The organism is Leminorella grimontii (genome assembly GCF_039789245.1).
Lineage (GTDB): Bacteria > Pseudomonadota > Gammaproteobacteria > Enterobacterales > Enterobacteriaceae > Leminorella > Leminorella grimontii.
Genome location: NZ_CP146357.1, coordinates 3863898 through 3890000, shown reverse-complemented (window position 1 = coordinate 3890000; position 26103 = coordinate 3863898). Strand labels below are relative to the sequence as shown.

Here is a 26103-nt window from a genome sequence, read left to right as displayed (position 1 = left end):
TGTTACTGCGAAGGGGGGACGAAGAAGGCTAGGCCGGCCGGGTGACGGTTATCCCGGTTTAAGCGTGTAGGTGGGTGGTCCTGGTAAATCCGGACCGCTATTAACACTGAGGCGTGATGACGAGTCTCTACGGAGATGAAGTGGTTGATGCCCTGCTTCCAGGAAAAGCCTCTAAGCATCAGGTAACATTAAATCGTACCCCAAACCGACACAGGTGGTCAGGTAGAGAATACTCAGGCGCTTGGGAGAACTCGGGTGAAGGAACTAGGCAAAATGGTGCCGTAACTTCGGGAGAAGGCACGCTGGCAGTAGGTGAAGTGGCTTGCCCATGGAGCCGAAGCCAGTCGAAGATACCAGCTGGCTGCAACTGTTTATTAAAAACACAGCACTGTGCAAACACGAAAGTGGACGTATACGGTGTGACGCCTGCCCGGTGCTGGAAGGTTAATTGATGGGGTTAGCGCAAGCGAAGCTCTTGATCGAAGCCCCAGTAAACGGCGGCCGTAACTATAACGGTCCTAAGGTAGCGAAATTCCTTGTCGGGTAAGTTCCGACCTGCACGAATGGCGTAATGATGGCCAGGCTGTCTCCACCCGAGACCCAGTGAAATTGAACTCGCAGTGAAGATGCTGTGTACCCGCGGCAAGACGGAAAGACCCCGTGAACCTTTACTATAGCTTGACACGGAACATTGAACCTTGATGTGTAGGATAGGTGGGAGGCTTTGAAGTGTGGACGCCAGTCTGCATGGAGCCAACCTTGAAATACCACCCTTTAATGTTTGATGTTCTAACTCGACCTGCTGAATCGCGGGTGAGGACAGTGTCTGGTGGGTAGTTTGACTGGGGCGGTCTCCTCCCAAAGAGTAACGGAGGAGCACGAAGGTTGGCTAATCCTGGTCGGACATCAGGAGGTTAGTGCAAAGGCATAAGCCAGCTTGACTGCGAGAGTGACGGCTCGAGCAGGTACGAAAGTAGGTCTTAGTGATCCGGTGGTTCTGAATGGAAGGGCCATCGCTCAACGGATAAAAGGTACTCCGGGGATAACAGGCTGATACCGCCCAAGAGTTCATATCGACGGCGGTGTTTGGCACCTCGATGTCGGCTCATCACATCCTGGGGCTGAAGTAGGTCCCAAGGGTACGGCTGTTCGCCGTTTAAAGTGGTACGCGAGCTGGGTTTAGAACGTCGTGAGACAGTTCGGTCCCTATCTGCCGTGGGCGCTGGAAGATTGAGGGGGGTTGCTCCTAGTACGAGAGGACCGGAGTGAACGCACCGCTGGTGTACGGGTTGTGATGCCAATTGCATTGCCCGGTAGCTACGTGCGGAAAAGATAAGCGCTGAAAGCATCTAAGCGCGAAACTTGCCCCAAGATGAGTCTTCCCTGGAGCTTTGAGCTCCCTAAAGGAACGTTAAAGACGATGACGTAGATAGGCTGGGTGTGTAAGTGCAGCGATGTATTGAGCTAACCAGTACTAATGAACCGTGAGGCTTAACCTTACAACGCCGAAGGCGTTTTAGAGACGACGAATTATTTAGCTTGTTTGTGGATTGAAGCTCTGTGGCGGAAGTATGACGAATACGAAAGCGGCGGAGTAAAACAGAATATGCCTGGCGGCGATAGCGCGGTGGTCCCACCTGACCCCATGCCGAACTCAGAAGTGAAACGCCGTAGCGCCGATGGTAGTGTGGGGCTTCCCCATGCGAGAGTAGGGAACTGCCAGGCTTTTAATTTGAAGAAGTATGCAGATGTTCGGGCAGTTCGCTACTCGATGGAGAGTAGGACAAAAGGCAAAGCCTTTTGAACGTTGCGAAGCAACGGCCCGAAGGGTGAACCTCGAAGAGGTTTATAAACTGCCAGGCTTTTAATTAGAAGTGAGCGTATACATACGAGCACTGTAGGAAATTCGGCGCTGATATGGCTCAGTTGGTAGAGCGCACCCTTGGTAAGGGTGAGGTCCCCAGTTCGACTCTGGGTATCAGCACCACTTGAATTACGTTAGACGTAGAAAGTTTTGTCTGGCGGCGATAGCGCGGTGGTCCCACCTGACCCCATGCCGAACTCAGAAGTGAAACGCCGTAGCGCCGATGGTAGTGTGGGGCTTCCCCATGCGAGAGTAGGGAACTGCCAGGCTCTTAATTAGAAGAGGCCACTCGAAAGAGTGGCCTTTTTGCGTTTGTTGATGGCAGTTCGCTACTCGATGGAGAGTAGGACAAAAGGCAAGGCCTTTTGAACGTTGCGAAGCAACGGCCCGAAGGGTGAACCTCGAAGAGGTTTATAAACTGCCAGACTTTTAATTAGAAAAGGCCACTCGAGAGAGTGGCCTTTTTGCTTTTGTTAATGGCGGTTCGCTACTTGATGGACACAAACCTGCTGGGAGCAAGTTTGAATGTCCGGAGAACGGCCTCGATGAGACTAGCTATAGACAAAAAGGCTTCGCCTTTTGAACGTTACAAAGGCCCGAAGGATGGGCCTTGAAGAGGTTCATAAGCTGCCAGACTTTTAATTAAAAGAGGCCACTCGAGAGAGTGGCCTCTTTGCATTTCAGTATATGAACTTGATATCGCCGGTTAGCCAAAACCGAGAGTCATTTTCTAAAGTAGAAGTTATATAATTTTAGTTATTAAAATTAATTAACATATTTCCTATTAATATATTTTTACTGCTTTTAAACATCATTTTGAATTGTTGTCTCTAACGCGTTGTTGCTTGCTATTACTCTTTTTTACTAAATTTGATCTGCGTTCACTTTTATCCATTCAATATTGGAAAGTCATACAAATGCAAGGGTTAATATCGTACACTAAATAAGTACTACGCATGCCCTGACTGAGCATTCCCGCTTCTCGCAGCGATAGAGAGCCCGCAATAGACCAATAGACGATAATAAATCTCAGCGCTGATTGGGCACTATGTTTCTGACTTTATGGCGATTGAGTTATGGCATTATTACGGCTTGAGCAATCGATTTATTCTGACGGCGAAAATTCACTCCGGCAAGAGCTGGAGAACTTTCGTATTCTGGTCGACGTCACCAATACCGTGCTGGCTAAACGAGAATTAAGCGAGCTGGCCGCCGAACTTTCTGACGAAATTCATCATTTTTTCAATATCAGCTATATAAGTCTCGATCTCCCCGACGCGCATTTAGCGCGATTAAGCCGCTTTAGCGCAGAGTTTAAGAACAAAGAAAAAGTTCTTCATCGACACGACTACTGCTCTCTTGCAAGCCCAGTGCTCAAGTCGCTCCTTAATCAAACGCAGCCCCGCCTTTTGTACAGCAGCACGTTTAAAACCGCCAGCGCACAAGATGAGTATATTGCCGCGCTCTCTCAAACCACTCTTCCTTCATTTTGCCTGTTGCCTCTGGTTTTCAATGAAAGAACGCTGGGAGTATTGTGCTTAGGCAGCATAGATGACGGCGTATTCTCAGACCAAAACCTTGCACTGCTTAGCCACATTGCTGCCCGTATATCGATAGCGTTGGATAATGCGCTGGCCTACGAAGAAATTTCTCGTTTGAAAGACAATCTGCTTCATGAAAACCAGTATCTGTCGGAAGAGATCCGCAACTTTGAATCGTTCGACGAAATTATTGGGCAAAGCGAGGCGATGTCTGCGGTATTGGATCAGGTAGCGATGGTGGCTGACAGCGACTGCACCGTGCTGATATTAGGAGAAACGGGAACCGGAAAAGAGCTTATCGCTCGCGCGATCCATAAGCTAAGCCAGCGCAGTTCGCGAGCGATGGTAAAGGTAAACTGTGCTGCGATTCCATCTGGGCTTTTGGAAAGCGATCTGTTTGGCCATGAAAAGGGCGCGTTCACCGGCGCTACTGCCCAGCGCGTAGGTCGTTTTGAACAGGCCGATCGCAGCACGCTGTTTTTAGATGAGGTGGGTGATATTCCGCTGGATTTACAACCCAAGCTTTTGCGCGTGCTGCAGGAAAGAGAGATTGAACGCTTGGGAGGAAGCCGGGTTATTCCCGTCGACGTGCGGCTGATTGCGGCAACAAATTGCAATCTCCACCAGATGGTGATCGATAAAGCCTACCGCAGCGATCTTTATTATCGTCTGAACGTATTTCCCATCGTTATTCCTCCGCTACGCGAGCGCCCAGAGGACATTCCGTCGCTGGTGAAGTTCTTTACCAAGAGCATTGCCAAACGAATGAACCGCCATATTGAAAGCGTGCCGGCGGAAACTATTGAGCTTTTGGCAAAGCTACCGTGGCCAGGCAACGTACGGGAGTTACAAAACGTTATCGAACGCGCGGTGATTTTAACCAAAGGCTCTGTGTTAAACCTTCGGCCTCAGGAGTTGCAGTATCATTTAGCGCCGATGAACGGCAGGCCAGCTTTAGAGCCTGCCAAACAAAAGCCGCAGCCTAAGCCCGTCCGTTTGGCCGATGACAGCGAAACCGAGAGGCAGGAAATCATTCGCGTGCTGAAAGAGACTAACGGGATAGTTGCCGGTCCTAAAGGCGCGGCGGAGAAGCTGGGGCTTAAGCGCACGACCCTACTGTCGCGCATGCAGCGCTTAGGGATCTCGGTAAAGGATATTTTAGAAAGCGATTAACGAGTATAAAAATGAAAGGGGCCGATTTGGCCCCTTTTCTTATGGAATACCGATGCGTCAGGCTTCGGCTGCTTGGCGCAGTCGTCCCTTCAGCGTCGTGTACTCTTTTTGAACGTAACTTTCCGCCCAGTTTTGATCGGAAATGGCTTCAACCTTCACCGCACAATGCTTAAACTCCGGCGTTCTGGATATCGGATCCAGCTCGTCCAACGTTAGCCTGTTGCAAGCGCCAATCCACCACTGGTAAGTCATGTAAACCGCACCTTGGTTAGTGCGATCGCTGACTGCCGCACGGCTAATGACTTTCCCTCGGCGGGATGAGATCCAGACCAGCTCCTGATCCTTAACGCCAAGTTTAGCCGCATCCTGCGTATTCATCTGAACGTAGCCCGGCTCGTCGGCCAGGGTCTGCAGCGCCGCGCAGTTGCCCGTCATTGAACGACAGGAGTAGTGGCCTACTTCGCGCACCGTCGCCAACGCCAGCGGATATTCTTCATCCGTTGGCTCCATCGGCGGACGCCATTCGCAGGCGTACAGCGCGCCCTTGCCGTTAGGTCGGTTGAACTTGCTGCCGGCGAACAGATACTGAGTGCCGGGGTGGTCAAGGGTTGGGCATGGCCACTGCACGTAGCCGAGGCCTTCCATTTTCTCATAGGTGGCGCCGTAGTAGATCGGGCACAGCTCGCGAAGTTCATCCCAGATCTCTTTGGTGTTGTTGTACTTCATCGGATAGCCGATCGCACTCGACATCAGGCAGATGATTTCCCAGTCGGTTTTTACGTCGCCTTTCGGCTCAACGGCCTTATAGAAACGTTGGAATCCGCGGTCTGCACTGGTGTAAACCCCTTCATGTTCGCCCCAGGACGTAGCTGGGAAGATAACGTCCGCCATTTCGGCGGTTTGCGTCATGAAGATGTCCTGTACGATGACTAAGTCCAGCGCCTCAAAGCCCTGACGGACGACGGACAGATCGGGCTCCGTCTGCAAAGGGTCTTCCCCCATCACGTAGAACGCTTTCACTTTACCGGTGATGGCGTTATGGGGAAGCTCGCTGAGAGGATACCCCTTCTTCTCTGGAATCGACTCAACGCCCCAGGCCTTGGCGAATTTCTCCCTGGCGGCCGGATCGTTAACGTACTGATAGCCGGGCAGCGTATCGATAAGCGCACCCATGTCGCAGGCGCCCTGAACGTTGTTCTGGCCCCGAACGGGAGCGACACCAACGTTTGGCCGCCCCAGGTTGCCGGTCAGCAGCGCCAGGCTGGTCAGGCAGCGAACGGTATCGACGCCTTGGCCCCACTGGGTTACGCCCATCCCCCACAGGATGGTGGCGGAAGGCGCAGCGGCGTACATGCGGATCGTTTCGCGGATCTGCTTAGCCGACAGGCCGGTAATCTCTTCAACGTACTCCGGCGTGTATTTCTCAACCGCCTTGCAGTACTCCTCGAAGCCTTCGGTATGGTTAGCGACGAACTCTTTGTTGTACAGCCCTTCGTTAATCAGTACGTTGGCAAAAGCGTTGAGCAGCGCCACGTTGCTGCCATTTTTTAGCGGCAGCCAAAGGTCGGCGATGCGCGCGGTCTCAATATAGCGCGGATCGCAGACGATAACTTTAGCCCCTTTCGCCTTCGCCTTCAGAATGCGGCGAGCTACGATAGGGTGTGAATCCGCGGCGTTGTAGCCGAAGATAAACAGACAATCGGTATCTTCCATCTCGGGGATGGAGTTACTCATTGCGCCGTTGCCGACCGAGCGGTGCAGACCTGCAACCGAGGGGCCGTGTCAGACGCGAGCGCAGCAGTCTACGTTATTCGTACCAATAGCGGCGCGAGCAAACTTCTGCATAATGTAGTTCACTTCGTTGCCTGGGCCGCGAGATGAACCGGAAGTCATCACGGCGTCAGGGCCGTGTTCTTCGATGATTTTTTTCATACGGGAACTGGCGAACTCTATCGCTTCGTCCCACGAAACGGCTTCCAGCTCGCCGCCGCGCTGGCGGCGGATCATCGGTTTTGTCAGGCGAGGGGTCAGGATCTTGGTGTCGTTAAGGAAGTCCCAGCCGTAGTAGCCCTTCAAACAGAGCTCTCCCTGATTGGTGACCCCGTTTGCGCCTTCAGCGCCAACGACTTTCCCGCCCTCAACCAACAGGTTGATTTTGCAGCCCGACGCGCAGTACGGGCAGACGGTAATGACTTTTTTCATGCTCACATTGCTCCTCAAGTCCATGGGTCTACCCATTCACCAGAAACGGATAGTCAAGAACGGATAGCTAAAAATGAATTTCTCCCGCCTCTTCCAGTGCGGCTCGTTCTTGCTTCTGCCGCATTAAGGCGTCTAATGATTCAGGCGTTACCAGACGCAGCGCGTTGGTTGGGCACACTTTTATGCAGGTGGGGCTTTCCGCTACGCCTTCGCACAGATCGCATTTGAGCGCCTGCGCCTTAAGGCGAGAACCGACAATAGCGCCGTCGCTCGGTACGGTGACCTGGCTGGTTACAATACTCATTGCTCCATAAGGGCAGGCAATCGCGCAGGTTTTACAGCCGATGCACTTTTCCTGGATCACCTGAATGCTGCTATTGCTTCTTACAATGGCGCCGTTAGGACAAACTTCCGCACAGGGCGCGTCTTCACAGTGGCGGCAAAGAATAGCCGTGCTGACCGTGCTGCCTCTGATTACCCGAATGCGGGGAGAAAAGCTTTTGGCCGACAGGTTTGCCACATCGTTACCCGCACTGTGGACGACGGCACAGGCGACTTCGCAAGTGCGGCATCCAATACAGTTCTTGGGATCGGCGATAACGAACCGGTTCATAAATACATCTCCATTACTCACGTATCGACCGCCGCGCGGTCAGAGGAAGACTGTGTTCAAAGGCTGGCCTTCCAAAAGGCTTATCTCATGCTACTGCCCTAAAAGAGATAAGCAGGGTTTATGCCAGCTTTTTGTTTTTATAATTCACTGATTTTATTTGCTTTGCCGTAGTTTCTCTGTGAACCAGACGGCGTGTCGACATCGGCTCGTCAAATATGTCGATGCCGCTGTCTCATATTTGGGGGCAACTTCCCAACGTGCAGTGATACACCAGATAGATTCCCTCCATGTTGACGTGCCGCAATATTCACTGAAATTCAGCAAAGTTGTTTATTTGATGAGTATCAATTTGTGAATATGCTCAAGCCCTACAGCCACTCAAACTCCGGCTCACCCCGCCAACGAGTCAGGCTTTGGTAAACGGCGTCCACGGCTTCAGAGACGACGGGCGTCATGGGAAAGGCGAACGCCACCACGTCGGGCTGAATACCGATAAAAAAGACCTCGGGGATGTCCTCTTTTAGCTGGTCTATCAGAAAGTTCAGCGGCAGGTTATGGGTTGTCATGATAAACATGTCGGCGATGCTTTCTGCGTCTATCAGGCGAATCTCTCCCGGCTCCAGCCCCATATCGGCTGCATCTACAATCACAAGCGTGTTTGGCCTAAGCGCTTTGACCCTGTGTGATTCATTTTCAGGCGCGCTGCCGCCGTCGATGGCTTCCCAGCCTGCGATCGACGAGTTCATCATCATCTCATAAAGCTTCGGCCCGGCACCGTCGTCCCCCATCATGGCGTTGCCCACGGTAAGCACAACGCGGGAAGCGGTTGAAACCGTCATGCGTTGCGCCTTCTGACAATCAGATAAATCGCCGGCTCTTTGTCGATAGCGTGTAGCGCTTTCATCAGCGTTTGCGTCCATTCTGACTGAATCTTCGTCAGGCGCTCGCCTATTGCAGACCAGGCCTGCGCTAAAAGTTGGACGTGGCTGCTGTCGATAGTAATCTCGCCAAACCTCAGCAGGCCTTCCATTTTTCTGCGCGCTTCGCCGCCTTCTGGCAGCTGGGCTACCCAGTCTCGGTAGTCTTCGGTCGGAACGTGCATCAAAGTTTTTAAGCAGTCAATGACGCCGACGTGGTGGCCGATAGCCAAGGAATAGTACATGACCTGCTGACTCTGCTCCGGCACGTCGTCGTCGCTGTCGAGAAATTTCTGGTTTAGGGTGTAGAACACCACGTTATCGGTCGACATTGTTCTACTCTCCTTTCAGGCGCGGCGCGCAAATAGCATGCAAGCGGCCGACAATCTCCCGCAGGCGCGGGTCGTCATGTTTGTCGAGATAGGCAGCGATACGTTCATCAACGGAGTGCGGAACGTTTTGCGTCAGTAGCCGCATAAACTCGTCGGCAATGTCGCCGCCCTGACGGTAGCCTGCCATTCTGCGAGCTTCCCGCTCAAGTTCGACGCGTACGGAGGCCGGCAGCGTTGGGAAACGTAGCGCAGGATGTTCGCCTGCCGTTTGCACATGGTTAGGCATTTTTAGCTTTTGATCTAACAGCCCCAGCGCCATGGCGAAGCCGTAAATCGTAGCCGCTGGCGTCGGCGGGCAGCCGGGAATGTAAACGTCAATCGGCACAATTTGGTCGCTTCCGCCCCAGACGCAGTACAGATCGTGAAAGATGCCGCCTCCGCAGCCGCAGGCACCGTAAGAAATGCAGATTTTGGGATCGGGAGCCGATTCATAGGCGCGCAGCGCGGGGGCGCGCATGGCGCGCGTGACCGCGCCGGTAAACAATAGGATGTCGGCGTGGCGCGGAGACGACACGACCTTGATGCCGAAACGTTCGGTATCAAACACGGGCGTAATGGTGCCGAAAATCTCGATCTCACAGCCGTTGCAGCCGCCGCAGTCGACCCGATAAACGTAAGCCGAGCGCTGAATGTCTTTAAGCAGCGTCTTTTTAAGCTTAGCGACCTGTTCTTCGACCGACAGCGGCTTGGAAATACCGTTAACCACCGTTTCGAGTTGACTGCTCATTTTGTCATCTCCTGATTAAGATGCAGGCCCAGCGCGACGCTGTCTGAATGGGCGACGCTCTGCTTGCGTTTGCATTCGGGGCAGGTTTCATGCTGGGAACGACGGCTTTCCGCCTCTTCTTGGCTCATGCCGGCCTGAATAAGCAGCGAAATCGCGTAGTCAATAGACTTTTGCGGCGCGAATGGTTTATGGCAAATGCGGCATGAGGCGACCTGGAATACCGCCTCCTGAAACAGATCCTGTTTGTTGAACACCGCCAGCTCAAACTCTTCCGACAGCCGGATCGCCCTGGTTGGGCACACTTCTTCGCAGCGACCGCAGAAGATACAGCGTCCGAGAAATAGCGACCAGGTGCGTTCGCCGCTTGCGGTATCGGTACTCATGGTCAGCGCGTTGGCGGGGCAGGCCATGGTACAAGCCGCACAGGCAATGCACTGCTCGGCGTTATACTCCGGCTTGCCTCGGAAATCCTGACAGACGTCGTAGGGCTTAAAGGGATACTTAACTGTGGTATCACCGACGTTCAGTATGGTTTTCAGCAGTTTAAACATGATTCACCTCGGCGTTACTTCAGCGGAGAGTTCTTGCGCTCAATGCCATAGCGCTCGATCTCTTTGTAGGCCACGGTCTGCGCCTTACGCTTGCGTACGTCGACCACGGTGACCCGGTCGGTACACGAATAGCAGGGATCGAGGCTGCCGATAATCAGCGGCGCGTCGGACACCGTGTTGCCGCGCAGCATGTAGCGCAGAGGCGGCCAGTTGGCGTAAGTCGCGGCGCGGCAGCGCCAGCGATACAGCTTCTGATTGTCGCCCAGCATGCTCCAGTGGATGTCTTCACCGCGCGGCGCCTCGGTAATGCCCAGCGCAAAGCGGTGGGGCTGATAGCGGAAACCTTCTACCAGCAGCGGGCCATCTGCCAAGTTGTCCAGCGCGTATTCGATGATGGCGATGGACTCGTAAAACTCCTGAATGCGGATCATCACGCGGGAGTTAACGTCGCAGCCGTCCTTAACGTGAACTTCAAAAGGCACGTTGGCGTAGCCAGCGAAGGGGTGGAGCTTACGCACGTCGCGGAAGTAGCCGCTGGCGCGAACCACGGGCCCTACCGGGCTGTAGTCTCTGGCGACCTTACGGTCCAGCACGCCGACGTTGACCGTGCGCTGCTGCATGTTAGGCGTATCCAGCAGGATCTCGACCAGTTGGGTGACTTCCGTGCGCATTTCATGCAGCGTTTTAAGCGCTTCTAGCCGCTGGGCTTTCAGGATGTCCCTGCGTACGCCGCCTATCAGGTTTAAGCCATAGGTTTTACGCGCGCCAGTTAGCATTTCCGCCATCTTCATCGCTTTTTCGCGCACGCGGAAAAACTGCATGAAGCCGGTATCAAAACCGACAAAGTGGCAGGAGAGGCCGATGTTCAGCAGATGGCTGTGTAAGCGTTCTACCTCCAGCAAAACGGTGCGGATCATTTGGGCGCGCTCGGGGACGTGAATGCCGAGGGCGTTCTCAACCGAGTTGGCGTAGGCCACGCTGTGGGTAAAGCCGCAGATGCCGCATACGCGATCGGCCAGGAACGTGACCTCATCATAGCCCATGCGGGTTTCCGCCAGCTTTTCCATGCCGCGGTGAACGTAGAACAGGCGATAGTCGGCGTCGACGATGTCTTCACCGTCGACGAACAGGCGAAAATGCCCCGGTTCGTCAGAGGTGATGTGTAGCGGCCCGATGGGGACGACGCGGCTTTCGCCGCCTTCGTTCACAAAGCGATAGGTTTCAGTGTTGGTAGTCGGATCCGGACGCTCGCGGTAGTCCATGGCGTCCTTACGCAGTGGGTGGAGATCGTCCGGCCAGTCGTCCGGCAGTACCAGGCGGCGCTCGTCGGGTAGACCTACCGGGCGCAGGCCGTACATGTCGCGTACCTCGCGTTCGCCCCATACGCAGGCGGGAACGCGGGGCGTAACGGAAGGAAATTCCAGCGTATTGGCGTCGACCATTGCCTTGACGGTGACAAAGCTTTTCACAGTGGCTTCCATCGACAGCACGTAGTAAACGGCGTAGCTGCCGTTAAGCGGCCGCTCGTCGTTGCCAAACAGCACCGACAGCCAGCCGCCCTGTACGTAGTAAAGCCATTCGACGATCTCCGGCAGCGCGTTGGTTTTTACCGTCAGGGTAACCTGATTGTGCGTTTGCCAGCTCTCTTCCAGCACCGCCGACGGGAACTTCTGCCTTACGCCTTCAACATAGCCATGACCGACTTTAGTTTCACTAAGGGTATTCACGTTTTGTTTCTCCTGTCGTTCATGACTATTGACCGTGGACGACCGCAGCCTGGACGCTCTGCCAGGGCAACGTCAGCGAATCGCCGACCGGTAAACTGCCGTTATCCATCACGATAGCGGCGGCGTTGTGTAAAAGTTGAAGCACCGGCTGCGGAATGTGCAGGCCCATTATCAACATCAGCACCATTAACAGGGCGATGGGCAACAGCGTCATTGCTCCCAGCTCGCCTTTGGCCAACGCTTCAGGGCTTGGCCCCAGTACCGTTGAGGCCACCATTTTCACCAGCCCGGCCAGTACAACGGTTAAAAGCAGCAGGCAAACGACGATAACGGCGACTTTGCCGGCCTGAATACCGGCGGTCACCAGCATGAACTCGCTAACGAACACGTTGAACGGCGGCATGCCGCCGAGCGCCAGCGCGCCGCCGGCGAACAGCACCGCCGTTACCGGGGCTACGCGCATAATTCCCTTAACCGCGTCCATATCTCGCGTGCCGTACTTCAACAGAACGTTGCCTGAACAGCAGAACAGCAGGGTTTTTGCCAGACTGTGGTTAACGGTGTGCAGCAGCGCGGCCAGCGTACCCAGAGGCCCGCCGATACCGAAGGCAAGGGCGATGAGCCCCATGTTTTCCACGCTGGAGTAGGCTAAAAGCCGCTTGATATCGCGCTGAACGATGATAAACAGCGCGGCGACGGCCACCGACAGCAGGCCGAAAATCAACATCAGCATTTGCGGAAATTCGGAGCCGATGGCCTTGTTGACGATAATGTAGTAGCGGATAACCACCAGCATCGCACAGTTGAGCAGCACGGCCGACAGCATGGCGCTGGTGGGGCTTGGCGCTTCGCTGTGGGCGTCTGGCAGCCAGGCGTGCATCGGAAACAGGCCGGACTTGGTGCCAAAGCCTATCAGCACAAAGGCGAAGGCCAGATGCATCAGCGTCGGATCGAGCAGATTGGCGTTTTGATGCAGGACCGTCCAGAAAATCGCCTGGCTCGGGTCTGCCAATACACCCGCGGCGTTGGCATAAACCAGTACGGTGCCGTAAAGCCCGAAGGCGACGCCGACCGTACAGATGATGATGTATTTCCAGGCCGCCTCCAGTGAAGAGCGTTGCCCATAGAGCCCGACCAGAAACGCCGAGCTTAGCGTGGTAGCCTCAATAGCGACCCACATCATGATGATATTGTTGGCGGTGGCGGCCAGCAGCATGGTGAACAAAAACAGGTGAAAGAAGCCGTAATAGCTACAAAGCGTCGTAACGCTGACCTCTTCATGCTCGACTTCATGCCCCATATAGCCGATGGAGTAAAGCCCGGCCAGCAGCCCAATCACGCCGATGATAGCGATAAACAGCGCGCCGAGGCTGTCGATATAGATCCACTGGTGCAGCGCCAGCAGCGCTCCAGACTGAAGCACGCCGCAAACCGTCAACAGAGAAAATCCGCAGGTAGCAATAATGCCGATGGAGTGCAGCACGGTGACGGCTTGGCGGGCGTTACCAAGCCAGCGACAGGCGAAGCACAGCAGTGAAATCAGCAGCGGCGTTGAGAGCAGAGCGTAAGTCCATAGCGTATTCGTCATTTTCCGTTACCCCTTCAATGCCGTCAGTTGCCGAACGTCCAGGGTTTTCAGCGTGTGGTAAATCCTGCGCGCCATGAAGGACATGATGATAACGGCGAAAATGGCGTCGGTCGCAATGCCGACTTCCACCAGTTCCGGCGCCTTATAGGCCATTAGCGCCAACGTCAGGTGCGCGCCGTTTTCCATCAGGCAATAGCCGAAAATCTGCTTGAGGATGTTGCGTTGGCTGACGATGCACAAAAGCCCAAGGAAGAAGTGGCTTAAAGATACGCTGAGCGCAGGCTTGAGCGCTTCTACCATCGGCAGGCGAACGGCGTCGACCACCAGATAGCTCAGCACGATAATCACGGCGGCAATAAGGATGAGCAGGCCAAGCCCGATAACCGGCGTATCTGCCTGTGGGTCCTGCAGCTTGCCCAGCGCCTTATACATAATCCACGGCACCAGCAGTACTTTGGTGATAAACGCGGTGCCCGACCACCAGTACAGCTCTTCGGCCTTCATGGTGCAGGCCAGCGCGATAAAGGTCAGCACCAGGACAAGCGACTGCAGCGCATAAAATAGCGCAGCGTTTTTCGGACGTTTGGCGCCGATAACGAGCAGTGAGCTGACGATCAGCAGTCCTGCCAGGTTGTTTACTATAAGCGTTCCGGTCATCATCAACTCCGTTATCCTAGCCACCAGGCTGCGATGAAGCTCGAGCACAGGGACATCACAATCAACACGAGAAGCACTCCCTGCATGGCAGGGGGAACCGGGGAGGCGTTAGCCACCTCCTCTGAAGGTTCTCCCGGCACGGTTTTGCCGAACCAGTAGAGGAACCAGCCGAAGCTGGCCACGGATTCCACCAGCGCCAAAATCATGATCGGCATAATCCACACGTGAGCGTTAGAAAGCTCAAAGCTGGCGGCAAACAGCGGGAACTTGCTGAAGAATCCGTTAAACGGCGGAATGCCGGTAATCGCCATTGCCGCCACGCAAAAACCTACGCCCAAAAGCGGCATGCGGCGCATAATGCCGCGAAGCCTGGGCAGCATGCGGGTACCGCAGCTGTAGCTGAGCGCACCGGCGACCAGGAAGAACAGGCTCTTGGCGAACGCGTGGTTGAAGATGTAGGCGATACCGCCGTCAAAGGCCATTTGAGAGCCAAAGGCGGACAGCGACAGCGCTATAAAAATGTAAGAGAGCTGCGTAATGGTGGAGTAGGCCAGCAGCCGCTTTAAGTCAGTCTGCGGCAGATACATGATAAAGCCGTAGAGGAGCGTGAGTATCGCCATCACTATGCCGACGATGCCGATAATTTCCGGAATGTTTCCGGCTGACATCAGGCCGCGAGCGAAGATATAGACGCCGACCTTCACCATTGATGCCGCGTGTAAGTAAGCGCTCACAGGAGTAGGAGCTTCCATGGCGTCCGGCAGCCAGACGTGCAGCGGCAGCTGGGCGGACTTGCCCCAGGCGGCGAACATGATGCCAAACAGCACCAGCGTCTTGGCGTCACCGTTGAGGTTAGCCAGCGCCGACAGTGAGAAGGTGCCCGTTTCGGCGAACAGATAGGCTGCGGCCAGATAAAGCCCGACGGCGGCGACGTGAGTGATAAGCAACGCCTTCAGGGCGGAGCGCAGCGGCTTTGGCTTTTGGTAATAACCGATCAACGCCCAGGAGCAGCCGCCGGTGATTTCAAAAAACAGCAGCTGGCCGACCAGCGTAGAAGAAAGCACCAGCCCGGCCATTGCTCCGATGAATACCAGCAGCAGCGCGTAGTAGCGAGGGAGCCCTTCGTGGGGATGCTCTTTGTTACCCTTGGTTAAGTAGGCTGCGGAGTAAACGCTTACTAAAAAACCAAGGAATACGACGGCGAAGGTGATAAGCGTGCTGATGCGGTCCACCACCAGCCCAAACAGTTCGGCTTGGCCTATGCTAACGAGCGGATAGGCGGCGTCGATTCTGCCTCCGTTCAGCCAACTGAGCGCCAGCGCGAGCGAGAGAAGCGTAGCGGCGGCTGAGAATACGCCGCAGAGCGTCCGAGCCCGCATTGCGGGCGCGAGCCCCACAATAACGGCCCCGACAAAGGGAACCAGAACGGTTGCTAGAGCGATATTTTCCATCATCGGTGTTCAGCTCCTTACAGACCGGTGAGATAAAACACGAATGCCAGCGCGCTTACGCCGAAACCGACCCAGGTGCCGCGAGAAGTCAGCAGGAAGCGCCCTCGCGCCAGGCTGTTTTCAAACAGCGACGCTATAACAAAGACCACCAGCAGCTTGACGAGAAACAGCGCCGTAGCCGCAATCAGCGAGCCTGCGCCGAGCGTCTCGCTGCCGCCAAAGGGCAACAGCACGCTGACGAACATTGATGCAATCACCACCTGCTTAAGCGCCAGTCCCAGCTTGACCATCGCCAGCGCAGGGCCGGAGTATTCGGTCAATGGGCCTTCCTGAAGCTCCTGTTCCGCTTCCGCCACGTCGAACGGGATTTTTCCCATCTCGATAAAGACGGCGAAGGCGCAGGCGCCGATGGCCAACAGCGTAGCGCTTGGCGACTGCAGCGGGTCGGTTGCTAAGGAAGTGCTGATACTGCCGAGGTTGGTTGAGCCGACGATAAGCGCCAGTACCAACAGCGAAAGTACCAAAATCGGCTCAACCAGTACGCCTAACGTCACTTCGCGACTGGCGCCGATGCCGGCGAAAATGCTGCCTGAGTCCAGCCCTGCCAGCGCAAAGAAGAAGCGGTAAAGGGCAAACAGGTAGATAACCGTAATCAGATCGCCGCCAGCGCCGAACGGCGAAGCTAGCGTAATCAGCGGCAGCGCCATGGCGACTACCAGCATTGAGCTGATGAGCACGAAGGGCATCAGGCGGGAAATGAAGCCGGACGACTCGGGCGCAACGTTCTGACGCTTAAGCAGTTTTGCAAGGTCTCGATACTCCTGAAGCACGCCTGGCCCCCGGCGCGACTGCATTCTGGCCTTAATGACGCGGGAGATGCCGGACAGCAGCGGCGCCAGCGCCAACAGCGCCAGAGCCTGAATGAAAGCCAGCGGCAGCAGCGACAGCGAAGAGAGAACGTCAACGGAGGAGTGAAGAGTAGTCATGTTCGTCTCCTTATAGCGCTATTGCCAGCATTAACGCGGTGAGGGCTACCACCACGTACAGGCAGTAAAGGCGGAAGTCGCCGTGTTGAAGCCACTGAATGCGCTCTCCTAGTCTGACTACGCCGCGTGCGATGGGCAGAATAACCTTCTCTTCCCACCAGGGTTCAGCCTTGGCGGCGCCTTGAACGGTCAGCGCCATCCCTTTCGCCATGGCGGGCGCAGGGTCAAGGATTTTGCGTAGCCGATAGAGCGGCGCAAACATAGTGCGAAGAGGCTGCGTAAAGCCGCCGGCGGAAACCGACATCTGCTCTTCATAGCCGTAGCCGCACGCCCAAGGCTCGCCGCCGTGGCGGTGGCGCAGGCGCTTGCCTTCAAACAGCGCGTAAATAAACAGCGGCAAGAACAGCAGGCCAATCAACAAAATCGCCACCAGCGGCGTAGAGAGCACGGTTTGCGCCCCTTCGCCCGGATAGACCAGCGTTCCGGCCGCAACGTCCATTGACTGCTGCCCGCCGAGCGCGGCAGCAACGTTAGCGATGATGGGGGAAATAAACGGCGCGCCGATGCCCAGCACCAGACAGGCCAGCGCCAGCAGGCCCATAGCTATCACCATTGGCCAGGGAACTTCTTTCGCCTGAGCGGCTTTTGGGCTTCGCGGCGCTCCGGCAAAGCTGATGCCGTAGACCTTAACGAAGCATAGCGCGGCCAGCGCGCCGGTAATGGCCAGCATGACGATAGCAACGGGGCCGGCGATGCGCATAATCAGCGAGCCGTCGTGACTTAGCGTAAACAGCGCCTGATAGGTAAACCACTCGCTGACGAAGCCGTTAAGCGGCGGTAGGGCGGAAATGGACATGGTGCCGATTAAAAACGCCAGAGCGGTGTAGGGCATCAGTTTGGCAAGCCCGCCCATGCGCTCCATGTCTTTGGTGTGTAGACGGTACATCACTGCGCCCGCGCCGAGGAACAGCAGCCCTTTGAACACCGCGTGGTTGAGCAGGTGATAGAGACCGCCGAGCAGGCCGATAACCGCCAACACCGGGTGATGGGTAGCGATGCCGATCATGCCGACGCCGACGCCCATTAAAATAATGCCGACGTTTTCTACCGTGTGGTAGGCCAGAAGCTTTTTGATATCGTGTTCAGCCAGCGCGTAGGTGACGCCCAGCACCGCGGACACCGAACCGAACGCCAGCACGACGACGCCCCACCAGGCCTCTGAAGCGCCAAGAATGTCGACGCCGACTTTGATAATGCCGAAGATGCCGATTTTCACCATCACGCCGGACATCAGCGCCGACGCGTGGGACGGCGCCGCCGGGTGAGCGCGGGGCAGCCAGCCGTGCAGCGGGATCATCCCCGCTTTGGCGCCGAAGCCGAAGAACGCCAGCAGGAACACGGCGGACGCCAGCGGCGCGGAAATGGATGACTGACGGAAAGCGGCGAAGTCCATGCTGCCGCTTTCGGCATAGAGAATGAAAAAGGCGATCATGATGAGCACCGAGCCAGCGTGCGCAATCAGAAAGTAAAGCAGGCCGGCGCTGATGGCCTCATCGTCCTGTTCAGTGATCACCAGGAAGTAAGAGGCGAGCGACATCATCTCGAAGAACACCAGAAAGTAGAAGGCGTTGTCCATCACCACCAGCGCCACCATAGAGGCGACGAACAGGTTCATGAAAAAGCCCATAAACCTCGCCCCCTTACCGACGTATTCCTCAACGTAGGACAGGGAATAAATGGAGGTCACTACCACCAGCAGCGAAATCGCCAGCACCATGAAGGCGGCTAGCCCGTCCAGACGTACGGAGAATCGCGCAAAGGAGAATGGTCCGTCGAGCGCAAGCAGATAAACATCTCCGCTACAGAGTGCAGAAATAGCCGACATGAGTCCGAGTACGCCGCCTATCGCGCAAAGGAGGCCCGACAGTCGAAACGTCAGGCGTTCACAGCGGCCAATCAGCAGCGGCAACACTGCGCCGACGACGTAAGCGGCGAGGGACAAAAAGAGCCATGAAAGCGGTCCAGTCATTATCTTTTCTCCTCGCGGCCCACTGGCGCATCGTTGGTGAAACCGCCGGTCTGGAAAACGTTCATCGCCTCGGCCCGCCTGACTGCACTGGCGCGCTCCAGCGCACCATCGTCAATGATAAACAGCGATTTTGTTGGGCAAACGCGCACGCATTCGGGGCCGGTCGGCAGGAAGCCGCACAGATCGCACTTAACTGCTACAACGCGCATGCCTGGCCTCCAGGCCAGCATCGGGTTTAGCTTCCCGTTGAGCGGGGCAGTTCTCGCCTCGCGCGCGTGAGCATCGGCTTGAGAAAAGCGTTCATAGCTTACCGGTGCGTAAACGGGGCTGCTTCCGTGCGGCGTGATGGCGCCAAACGGGCAGGCGATGGCGCAAAGCTTGCAGCCGATGCACAGGCTTTCGTTCAGCTCGATAGCGTCTTCGGCGTGCGTAATGGCCTGCACCGGACAAACCTGCGCACAGGGCGCATCTTCGCAGTGGCGGCACAAGATGGGCGCGGTGGCGCCGGCGTCTCGCATCACGGTTAATCGCGGGTGAGACTGCAGGCCTTCGGCCTTATGCACTTCGCTGCAGGCGGCCATACAGGTGTTGCACCCGATGCACTGTTTTGGATCCGCAATAACAAAGCGGTTCATTACCATCCCTCCGATGTCCAGACAATCGTCCGACGGTGTTTAAGGCTGTACCTCTAAACGGTTAATGGTGGTGTAGCAGGAATCATGCCAGACTGATTTTTAATATAATTGTTTGATTTATATGATTGGTTTTTATAAGTGACGATATGGAAAAGTGAGTAGAGTGTCGGCGTCGACAGAAATGACGACGCCATTCGCGGTGGCTGACGGTAAGGCGCTATGGTGCGGAGGCTTCGATGGCTGTAGATTCGGACACGTGGCGTCAGGCCGCTAGTGGTGTACCGCAGCCCTGATTGCCTCGATGATTTTCTCGAAGGTTGTTTTGAGTTCATACAGCATTCCGCTGCCAGTCCCATCGCCTAACACAATGGCCAAAAGCATGGCGACAGCGGCGCCGATAAGCGAATACTCCAGCGCGGTGACGCCGTGTTGGTCTTTTATCATTTTACCGAAACGCGTTGAATTAGCTGACATAGGGGTATGATTTATCGTTTTGGATGAATGGCACAGTAGTTTAGGCTTTGTGAAAGCAGGATCTTTTAGACGCTCTCGTTTTTTCTTTCTTTTTGTCAAAAGCCAGCGTTGATGAGGAGGGAAATAATATATTAAACCTCATTAGTTCTTACGTGATTTCAATAGGTCTTAAATAGCGTGAAAGGAGAGCGGTATTCCGTTAGCCGGAATGGAAAAACGCGTTTTCTTGGGGCGAAGTGTAAAAAGCAAAAAACCTCGTTGGTAGCGAGGTTTTCTACTTTTATACTCTCAGTGAACAGGCCACTGTTTAAAAATGGAGTACGGCATTTCTATCTGACTTCGCAAGTGTAACGTTCTCCGTTTTTTATTGCAATAATAAGCTAGGATTCTGTTATTTATATATTTTATATGGAGATGTCTCGCAATAAACGATATTCGCCATTGGATGGAAGGAAAGGCGTTTTATAATTTGAGGCGTCAGATTTGCCGTGCTCTGGATTATTTCGGTTTACAAGTCCTGGCTGCCGGACGGGTGGTGCCGCAGGCAGTGCCCCGATCGGGAGTGCGGCTTTTCTATCTGACGGTTGAACACCGATGCTGACAGGCGGCGTAAGGGTAAGGCGTCGGCGTCGTACTCCGCAAGCACGGAGAAGCGGGTGAAATGGACATTCTGTCTGTCATCATCGTCGTTATAGAGCTGCTGTTAGCCCTATTGCGATTGATTGACCTGTTGAGATAGCTCTCGGGTTGAAACGCACCTAAGGGGGAGGTACCGCTTCCCCCTTTAATATATTTATTAAACAACGGCCCCAGCCAAAGCCGGGGCCGTTGAATCCACCAATTTAACTCTTATGCCTTTTGAGCCGCGCCATTGGCGCGGGCGTTGCTTACGGTTAGCGTTACAACCGCGGAAGCGATAAGCGCGATAATCATAAAGATAAAGGCGCTGTTATAGCTGCCGCCGCTGCTCTTGATAAGCCAGCCCATGATAGGAGCAGAGACTACGCCCGCCATTTGGCCGCCAAAGTTGACGATACCGGACGCGCGGCCCATGATTTTATTCGGAATGGTGTCCATCAGGATGCCCCAGAAGGTCGCCATAGCGAAGAACATAAACAGAGCGGAGATACACTGATAAACCACCGCCATATCGGCGCTGACAACGGTAAAGGTCATGTACAGGAAAGAGGCTGCGATAACGGCCGTCACTACGTACAGCATCTTGCGTTGAGGCTTGAACTTATCGGAACAGTAGCCGCCGATAAGCGTGCCCGCCGCGCCGAACAGGAACGGAATAGCCGCCATGACGCCGGTCTTGGCCAGAGAGAACTCGCGTACGGTGATAAGGTAGCTTGGAAGCCAGGTGGAGAAGCCCCAAAAGGTGATATCAAACAGGAACCAGATTGCTGCCATCTGCCATAGAACCGGCATTTTCAGCACCTGACTGAACGGCATCGGCGGCTCGGAAGTACTTACGGTCGTACCGTCGGCCGCCAGTTCGTCCAGATCGGCCTGCGTAATGCTGGGATGATCTTTCGGATTATCGCGAGTGAAGAAGTAAATCGCCGCCGCAATGAACAGGCCGGGCAGGCCGAGCACGATAAACACCATGTGCCAGCCAAAGGCGCCGATAATGCCTGCGGCAACCACTACCGCCAGGGCTGGGCCTAAGGTGTTGACGGTAGACTGAATGGCCGTTGCGCGACCGCGCTCTTTGGACGGGAAGTAGGTCGAGATCATTTTCCACGATGCAGATGGGAAACAGCCCTCGCCGATGCCGAACAGGAAGCGAACTACTAGCATTAGCGGTAAGGTCAGCACGGCGCCGGTCAGACTGGTGAATACTGACCACCACGCGATGCCGATAGCCATAATTTTACGCGCACCGAACTTATCTGCCAGAAAACCGCCGGGGATCTGGAAGGCCGCGTAGCCGATAAAGAAGGCGCTGATGATAAGGCCCTGCTCGGCGGTGTCCAGATTCAGGTCTTTGCCGATGAAGGGGAGAGAGACGCTCATGACCATGCGGTCGAGAAAGGAGAGCAGCCAGGCGAGCCAAATCAGAGAAAGGACGGTGTATCTGGCCTTCCAGGTTTTGGGCTTGGCCGCATTGACCGCGCCCGAGGCGTTGGATTGTAAACTCATAATCGTGATGTCCTTAGGGTAGAGGCGCCCGTCGCGGGCACGTCGTACCCGCGAGGACTGGACCTTTGTTATTGTTTGTTATGGTTCTTATTGCTTTCTAATGACACTACCGCTGCAGGCATAGCTTTCTATGCCGTGGATTAACGCCAAACGCCCGTTAACCATGACTACTTCAATGCCTTCCGGATACTGGTTTGGCTCGATAAAGGTGCCCTTATCGGCCACCGTGTTCGGGTCCAGCATCACGACGTCGGCGGCGTAGCCTACCTTCAGTAATCCGCGATCGCTTAGGCCCATGACTTCCGCCGGCTTGCCGGTCATCTTGCGAATGGCCGCTTCCCAGCTCAGGCACTTCTCTTCTCGTACGTACTTGCCCAGTACGCGAGGGAAAGCGCCGAAAACGCGGGGGTGGGGCTTACCCGCGCCCATCAGGCCGTCGGTGCAGACGTTTTGTTCCGGACGGCAAAGGAACTTGATGACGTGTTCTTCGGTGCCGTAGAAGTCGACCATGCCGACGGCGTTCTCTTCTTCGTACAGCAGGTCAAAGGTGGCGTTGTAGGGATCTTTACCGCGCAGCTCGCCGAGCTGAACCAGGTTGAGGCCCACGGCGTCCTGGTTTTTAGCCGTTTTAGCGCTGGTGACGAATATTTGGTCCAGACCGGCGAAGTCGATAAAGTTGTCCCAGCCGGGGATGCCGTTTTTGATGTCTTCAATCATTTTGGCGCGCAGCTCGGGCGACTCCAGGCGCTTAAGCAGCTTGTCGGTGCCGCCGGAATGAACCCAAGGCGGCAGAATAACGCCGAGCATGGTGCTGCCCGCCACGTAGGGATATTGGTCGAAAGAGATGCGAATGCCCTCTTTTTGCGCCTGCTCCAACATGCCTAGCATCTGGTCGATAAGCCCCCAGTTTTTCTTGCCGCACACCTTCATGTGAGAGATGTGCAGCCAAACGCCGGAAGCCTTGGCGATGTCGATAAGTTCTTGAGTTGACGTAATGATGTCGTCCGCTTCGCTGCGCTGGTGGACGACGAAGATGCCGTTGTGTTTGGCCGTGACCTTGCACAGCTCGATCATCTCAGCGGTATCGCCAAACGCGCACGGCATATAGATGAGCCCGGTGGACAGGCCAAACGCGCCGGCCTTCAGCTCTCGCTCAAGAATTTCGCACATTTTCGCTACGTCTTCACGAGTGGAGGGCTTGCCGTCCAGGCCCATGGCTTCCATACGAACGTTGCCGTGGGGCACTAGATAGGCGAGGTTAGTGGCCGGATGGTGCTCTTCCAGCAGTTTGAGATAGCCTTCGGTATTTTTAAACTTCCAGTCGATCTTATCGGTATCGCCATCTAAACCAGCGATGTTTTTACGCCAGGCGGCGATGTACTGCTCCGGCAGCGGCGCGAGGGCGACGCCGTCCTGCCCCAGCAGTTCGGTGGTAATACCCTGACGGATTTTGGCCGACAGCGCGGGGTTAACGATGGCCGAAAGGTCTGAGTGAGTGTGGGTATCAATAAATCCGGGACAGACGATTTTGCCGGTAGCATCGATCACCTGGTCGTTAACGCCCGGGGTTGCCTGACCAATGGCGACGATGCGCCCTTCGTTAACGACGACGTCGGCGATAAACGCGTCGTTGCCGGTTCCGTCGATAACTTTTCCGTTTTTAAATATGGTTTTCATCGTTATTCTCCGGCGCGGCGCGCCGAGTTCCGACGCGCTGCTATTTAGGTAAATGTTCTATTTTTCAACAATAATTCTTATTTTCCGTACAGGCTCTGGATGATGCCGTAGTAGCCGTTTGCCGAACCGGTCAGCTGGGAAATCTCGATAAACTCATCGATGGTGTGGGCCAGATTTTCCCGCGAAGGACCGAAGCCGATGGTTTTGATGCCCGCTTCGCCCGCATAGTGGCTGCCGTTAGTACAGAAGGAGTACTGCGTGATAGTTGGCTCAATGCCTACGGAGCGCACGCCTGCCAACGCGGCCTGTACGAACTCGTCGGATTCTTCAAATACCCAACCGGGGAAGAAGCGCTCGCCTTCGATGGTAGAGCCGGTGTAACAGGACTCCTGACCAAAAGCGTAGGATACCTTGCCCTTAAACTGCGGGTCCTGAGCTTCCAGCTCTTTGAGCGCCTTTTGCAGCGGAGCGATGACGCTCTCTTTGGTTTCGCCCACCAGCAGGCGGCGGTCATAGGTCGCGCGGCAGTAGTCGGGCACTACGGAAGCGCCTGGGTACGGCGAAGATTTAATGTCGGTCAGTTCCAGGATCCCCAGCCCCAGCACCGGGTGCGTCGGCGGTGTGACGGTGCGAATTTTGTCGATAAGCTGCGACATCTTGTACACCGCGTTAATGCCCGCCTGGGGGTTAGCGGAGTGGGCCGGCTTGCCGTAGGTTTCCACTACGATTTCCGCCCGGCCGCGCTGGCCGATTTTCAGATTCAGCTCGGAAGCTTCGCCGATAATGACGTAGTCCGGCTTATAGCGTTCGGACACCAGGCGAGCGGCAACGCCCTCAAAGCACTCTTCGTGTACGATGCAGGCGACGTAAATCTTGCCGGCAAAGTCGCGCTGGTGGTCCTGACCGTAGAAACCGACGGCGGAAATCATGGCGGCGACGGCGCCCTTCATGTCGGTGGTACCGCGGCCGTAAATTTTGCCGTCCTCAATGTCGCCACCGTAAGGGTTGCGGCTCCACTTCTCTTCGTCTACCGGTACGGTGTCGATATGGCCGTCGAACACCAGCGTCTTGCCCGGACGGTTTCCGACGATGCCGCCGACGATGTTGCCGTATTTATCGACGTGAATGTCGTCAAATTCATAGCTTTTCATCATTTTTTCGATGGCTTTGACTACATCGCCTTCCTGACCGGAGTAGCTCTTTTCGTGGATCAGGGTCTGGCAGTTTTTAACCACTTCATCAAAACGACTTGCTGATAACATGTTTTTTCTCCGTGATAGCCGCAATTACGGGCAATTAATATTTTTTAAAGCTGGGAATTTCACCGTCCCACACGATGTCGCGATAGCGCTGCGGGTCGGTGTCGCCTTCCGTGCTGATGACCAGAACGCGGGAATCTTTATTCAAGCCCAGCTGTTCGCGAAGCTGTGCCATTTCCGGCGAACGCATCAGGATGCTGAGCAGGCCGGTCGTCACCGCACCGGACTCGCCGGAAACGATGTGCGGGTCGCCTGGCAGCGGATTGCCCAGCGTGCGCATGCCGAGCGTGGCGACGAAGTCCGGGCAGGATGCGAACGCGTTTGCGTAGTCGCGCAGCAGCTCCCAGCCGATGGTGTTGGCTTCGCCACAGGCCAGCCCTGCCATAACGGTTTGCAGGTCTCCACCGACCGGAATGGCCGAGCCTTTCTTCGAAAGAGCGGAACGATACAGGCAGTCGGCGATCAGCGCTTCCGCCACGATGACCTTCGGCCGGCTTTCGCCGTAGGCGGCGGTCAGCATGCCTTGCACCATACCGGCAAACGAGCCAACGCCGGCCTGAACGAAAACGTGCGTCGGCGGCACCTGATGAAGCTGGTTCATCGCTTCCAGCATCAGCGAACCGTAGCCTTGCATAATCCACAGAGGGATCTTCTCGTAGCCCGGCCAAGCCGTGTCCTGAACGACGACCCAGCCGTGTTCTTTTGCCTGTTCCGCAGTCATACGCACTGCGTCGTCATAGTTCATGTCGACGATTTCCGCCCGCGCGCCTTCATTACGAATGGCTGTCAGCCTTTCCTGTGAAGACCCCTTTGGCATATAGACGACGGCCTTTTGCTTTAGCTGGCGAGCCATCCACGCCACGCCGCGGCCGTGATTGCCGTCGGTCGTTGTGGCGAAAGTGACTTCCTTAATCTCTTTTCTCACAGCGTCGCTGGTCATGACCTCAAAGGGCAGCTCGCTGATATCTTTTCCCATCAGGTCTGCAATGTGCCGGGCCATGGCGTAAGCGCCGCCGAGCACTTTAAACGCTTTCAATCCAAAGCGTTGTGATTCATCTTTAAGACACAGGCTTTTTATGCCCAGCATTTGAGAAAGCATAGGTAAGTGATAAAGCGGCGTTGGCGCATAGCCCGGCATAGAACGGTGAAAGTTCAACGCTTTTACCAGCTCCTGATGGCTAAACGACGCGAGCGGCGCCGTAGGGCGTTCAGTGAACGAAGTACGGTTGATAAAGCACTGCAATATGTCCTGCATGAAGAAGCCTCGTTATTGTTTTTAACCAAATGCAACGTGTTAGTTGCATATTTGTCGATAACCATAGAGGAGCAAGCGGCGTGCCATGTTGGTTATAAAAAAGCTTAAAAATCGTTATTATCTGATTTTTAATGTATTTTGTGTGATTTTTTTAGAAAGTATAAGGAGGGTAAGGAAAATTGATTATCATTGAGATGATAAATTATCATTTTTGATAATTTGTGTGATCTGCATGGATAA

The 26103-nt window shown here is 55.2% G+C and carries 18 protein-coding genes, 1 tRNA gene, 3 rRNA genes and 1 pseudogene (1 of these 23 cut by a window edge); 5 read left to right on the top strand and 18 right to left on the bottom strand.

Going from position 1 to position 26103, the window contains the following annotated elements:
* The 5 genes and pseudogenes from V8L73_RS17865 to V8L73_RS17845 all read left to right on the top strand — a co-directional run.
* Nucleotides 1-1499 (top strand): 23S ribosomal RNA (locus tag V8L73_RS17865); it begins 1495 nt to the left of the window's first position.
* A 110-nt stretch (nucleotides 1500-1609) separates the two neighbouring features.
* Nucleotides 1610-1725: ribosomal RNA gene (gene rrf, locus V8L73_RS17860) — 5S ribosomal RNA — on the top strand.
* Nucleotides 1726-1911: 186 nt separating this feature from the next.
* Nucleotides 1912-1987, top strand: a tRNA-Thr gene (locus tag V8L73_RS17855).
* Between the two features lie 30 nt (nucleotides 1988-2017).
* Nucleotides 2018-2133 (top strand): 5S ribosomal RNA (rrf, locus tag V8L73_RS17850).
* Between the two features lie 876 nt (nucleotides 2134-3009).
* Nucleotides 3010-4578: pseudogene (locus V8L73_RS17845) on the top strand (sigma 54-interacting transcriptional regulator); the annotation flags it as partial.
* 57 nt (nucleotides 4579-4635) lie between these two features.
* Here the strand turns inward: V8L73_RS17845 and fdhF are convergent.
* The 18 genes from fdhF to dpaL form a co-directional block, all read right to left on the bottom strand.
* Nucleotides 4636-6780: a formate dehydrogenase subunit alpha gene (gene fdhF, locus V8L73_RS17840; protein ID WP_081650817.1), complete on the bottom strand. Its 2145-nt coding sequence runs from the start codon at nucleotides 6778-6780 to the stop codon at nucleotides 4636-4638.
* Nucleotides 6781-6847: 67 nt separating this feature from the next.
* Nucleotides 6848-7393, bottom strand: coding sequence for a 4Fe-4S dicluster domain-containing protein (locus V8L73_RS17835; protein ID WP_027275596.1), 546 nt, complete (start codon nucleotides 7391-7393; stop codon nucleotides 6848-6850).
* 368 nt (nucleotides 7394-7761) lie between these two features.
* Nucleotides 7762-8232: a hydrogenase maturation peptidase HycI gene (gene hycI, locus V8L73_RS17830; RefSeq protein ID WP_027275597.1), complete on the bottom strand. Its 471-nt coding sequence runs from the start codon at nucleotides 8230-8232 to the stop codon at nucleotides 7762-7764.
* Entirely contained in the window at nucleotides 8229-8642 is a 414-nt protein-coding gene (locus V8L73_RS17825) for a formate hydrogenlyase maturation HycH family protein (protein WP_261832855.1), read from the bottom strand. The genes hycI and V8L73_RS17825 overlap by 4 nt, the downstream gene beginning before the upstream one ends.
* A 4-nt stretch (nucleotides 8643-8646) precedes the next feature.
* On the bottom strand, nucleotides 8647-9429 hold the full coding sequence (locus V8L73_RS17820; protein WP_261832854.1) for an NADH-quinone oxidoreductase subunit B family protein: 783 nt from the start codon (nucleotides 9427-9429) through the stop codon (nucleotides 8647-8649).
* Nucleotides 9426-9980: a hydrogenase 4 subunit H gene (gene hyfH / locus V8L73_RS17815; protein WP_027275600.1), complete on the bottom strand. Its 555-nt coding sequence runs from the start codon at nucleotides 9978-9980 to the stop codon at nucleotides 9426-9428. The genes V8L73_RS17820 and hyfH overlap by 4 nt, the downstream gene beginning before the upstream one ends.
* 14 nt (nucleotides 9981-9994) lie before the next feature.
* Nucleotides 9995-11707: an NADH-quinone oxidoreductase subunit C gene (locus tag V8L73_RS17810; protein ID WP_027275601.1), complete on the bottom strand. Its 1713-nt coding sequence runs from the start codon at nucleotides 11705-11707 to the stop codon at nucleotides 9995-9997.
* Between the two features lie 25 nt (nucleotides 11708-11732).
* On the bottom strand, nucleotides 11733-13295 hold the full coding sequence (locus V8L73_RS17805; protein WP_347253628.1) for a hydrogenase 4 subunit F: 1563 nt from the start codon (nucleotides 13293-13295) through the stop codon (nucleotides 11733-11735).
* A gap of 6 nt (nucleotides 13296-13301) precedes the next feature.
* On the bottom strand, nucleotides 13302-13952 hold the full coding sequence (gene hyfE / locus V8L73_RS17800) for a hydrogenase 4 membrane subunit (protein ID WP_027275602.1): 651 nt from the start codon (nucleotides 13950-13952) through the stop codon (nucleotides 13302-13304).
* Between the two features lie 11 nt (nucleotides 13953-13963).
* A complete protein-coding gene (locus tag V8L73_RS17795) occupies nucleotides 13964-15403 on the bottom strand; it encodes a hydrogenase 4 subunit D (protein WP_347254832.1) in 1440 nt (479 codons plus the stop codon).
* A 17-nt stretch (nucleotides 15404-15420) separates the two neighbouring features.
* The gene (locus tag V8L73_RS17790) at nucleotides 15421-16389 is read right to left on the bottom strand and encodes a respiratory chain complex I subunit 1 family protein (protein WP_036024372.1); all 969 of its coding nucleotides are present in this window, start codon (nucleotides 16387-16389) and stop codon (nucleotides 15421-15423) included.
* A gap of 10 nt (nucleotides 16390-16399) precedes the next feature.
* Entirely contained in the window at nucleotides 16400-18418 is a 2019-nt protein-coding gene (gene hyfB, locus V8L73_RS17785) for a hydrogenase 4 subunit B (protein ID WP_027275605.1), read from the bottom strand.
* A complete protein-coding gene (locus V8L73_RS17780; protein ID WP_347253627.1) occupies nucleotides 18418-19053 on the bottom strand; it encodes a 4Fe-4S dicluster domain-containing protein in 636 nt (211 codons plus the stop codon). Before V8L73_RS17780 ends, hyfB begins: the two co-directional genes overlap by 1 nt.
* A 270-nt stretch (nucleotides 19054-19323) precedes the next feature.
* Nucleotides 19324-19497, bottom strand: coding sequence for a Flp family type IVb pilin (locus V8L73_RS17775; protein WP_261832850.1), 174 nt, complete (start codon nucleotides 19495-19497; stop codon nucleotides 19324-19326).
* A gap of 879 nt (nucleotides 19498-20376) precedes the next feature.
* Entirely contained in the window at nucleotides 20377-21672 is a 1296-nt protein-coding gene (locus tag V8L73_RS17770) for an MFS transporter (RefSeq protein WP_347253626.1), read from the bottom strand.
* An 87-nt stretch (nucleotides 21673-21759) separates the two neighbouring features.
* Nucleotides 21760-23349: a D-aminoacylase gene (locus V8L73_RS17765; RefSeq protein ID WP_347253625.1), complete on the bottom strand. Its 1590-nt coding sequence runs from the start codon at nucleotides 23347-23349 to the stop codon at nucleotides 21760-21762.
* Nucleotides 23350-23426: 77 nt separating this feature from the next.
* A complete protein-coding gene (locus tag V8L73_RS17760) occupies nucleotides 23427-24611 on the bottom strand; it encodes a YgeY family selenium metabolism-linked hydrolase (protein WP_027275610.1) in 1185 nt (394 codons plus the stop codon).
* A 34-nt stretch (nucleotides 24612-24645) separates the two neighbouring features.
* Nucleotides 24646-25863: a diaminopropionate ammonia-lyase gene (gene dpaL, locus V8L73_RS17755; protein ID WP_261832847.1), complete on the bottom strand. Its 1218-nt coding sequence runs from the start codon at nucleotides 25861-25863 to the stop codon at nucleotides 24646-24648.
* Nucleotides 25864-26103 lie beyond the last annotated feature (240 nt).

Coding starts and splice junctions, on each gene's coding strand:
- V8L73_RS17835 (WP_027275596.1), bottom strand. CDS start 7,393: ATGAACCGGTTCGTTATCGCCGATCCCAAGAACTGTATTGGATGCCGC.
- hycI (WP_027275597.1), bottom strand. CDS start 8,232: ATGACGGTTTCAACCGCTTCCCGCGTTGTGCTTACCGTGGGCAACGCC.
- V8L73_RS17825 (WP_261832855.1), bottom strand. CDS start 8,642: ATGTCGACCGATAACGTGGTGTTCTACACCCTAAACCAGAAATTTCTC.
- V8L73_RS17820 (WP_261832854.1), bottom strand. CDS start 9,429: ATGAGCAGTCAACTCGAAACGGTGGTTAACGGTATTTCCAAGCCGCTG.
- hyfH (WP_027275600.1), bottom strand. CDS start 9,980: ATGTTTAAACTGCTGAAAACCATACTGAACGTCGGTGATACCACAGTT.
- V8L73_RS17805 (WP_347253628.1), bottom strand. CDS start 13,295: ATGACGAATACGCTATGGACTTACGCTCTGCTCTCAACGCCGCTGCTG.
- hyfE (WP_027275602.1), bottom strand. CDS start 13,952: ATGACCGGAACGCTTATAGTAAACAACCTGGCAGGACTGCTGATCGTC.
- V8L73_RS17795 (WP_347254832.1), bottom strand. CDS start 15,403: ATGGAAAATATCGCTCTAGCAACCGTTCTGGTTCCCTTTGTCGGGGCC.
- V8L73_RS17790 (WP_036024372.1), bottom strand. CDS start 16,389: ATGACTACTCTTCACTCCTCCGTTGACGTTCTCTCTTCGCTGTCGCTG.
- hyfB (WP_027275605.1), bottom strand. CDS start 18,418: ATGACTGGACCGCTTTCATGGCTCTTTTTGTCCCTCGCCGCTTACGTC.
- V8L73_RS17780 (WP_347253627.1), bottom strand. CDS start 19,053: ATGAACCGCTTTGTTATTGCGGATCCAAAACAGTGCATCGGGTGCAAC.
- V8L73_RS17775 (WP_261832850.1), bottom strand. CDS start 19,497: ATGATAAAAGACCAACACGGCGTCACCGCGCTGGAGTATTCGCTTATC.
- V8L73_RS17770 (WP_347253626.1), bottom strand. CDS start 21,672: ATGAGTTTACAATCCAACGCCTCGGGCGCGGTCAATGCGGCCAAGCCC.
- V8L73_RS17765 (WP_347253625.1), bottom strand. CDS start 23,349: ATGAAAACCATATTTAAAAACGGAAAAGTTATCGACGGAACCGGCAAC.
- V8L73_RS17760 (WP_027275610.1), bottom strand. CDS start 24,611: ATGTTATCAGCAAGTCGTTTTGATGAAGTGGTTAAAAACTGCCAGACC.
- dpaL (WP_261832847.1), bottom strand. CDS start 25,863: ATGCAGGACATATTGCAGTGCTTTATCAACCGTACTTCGTTCACTGAA.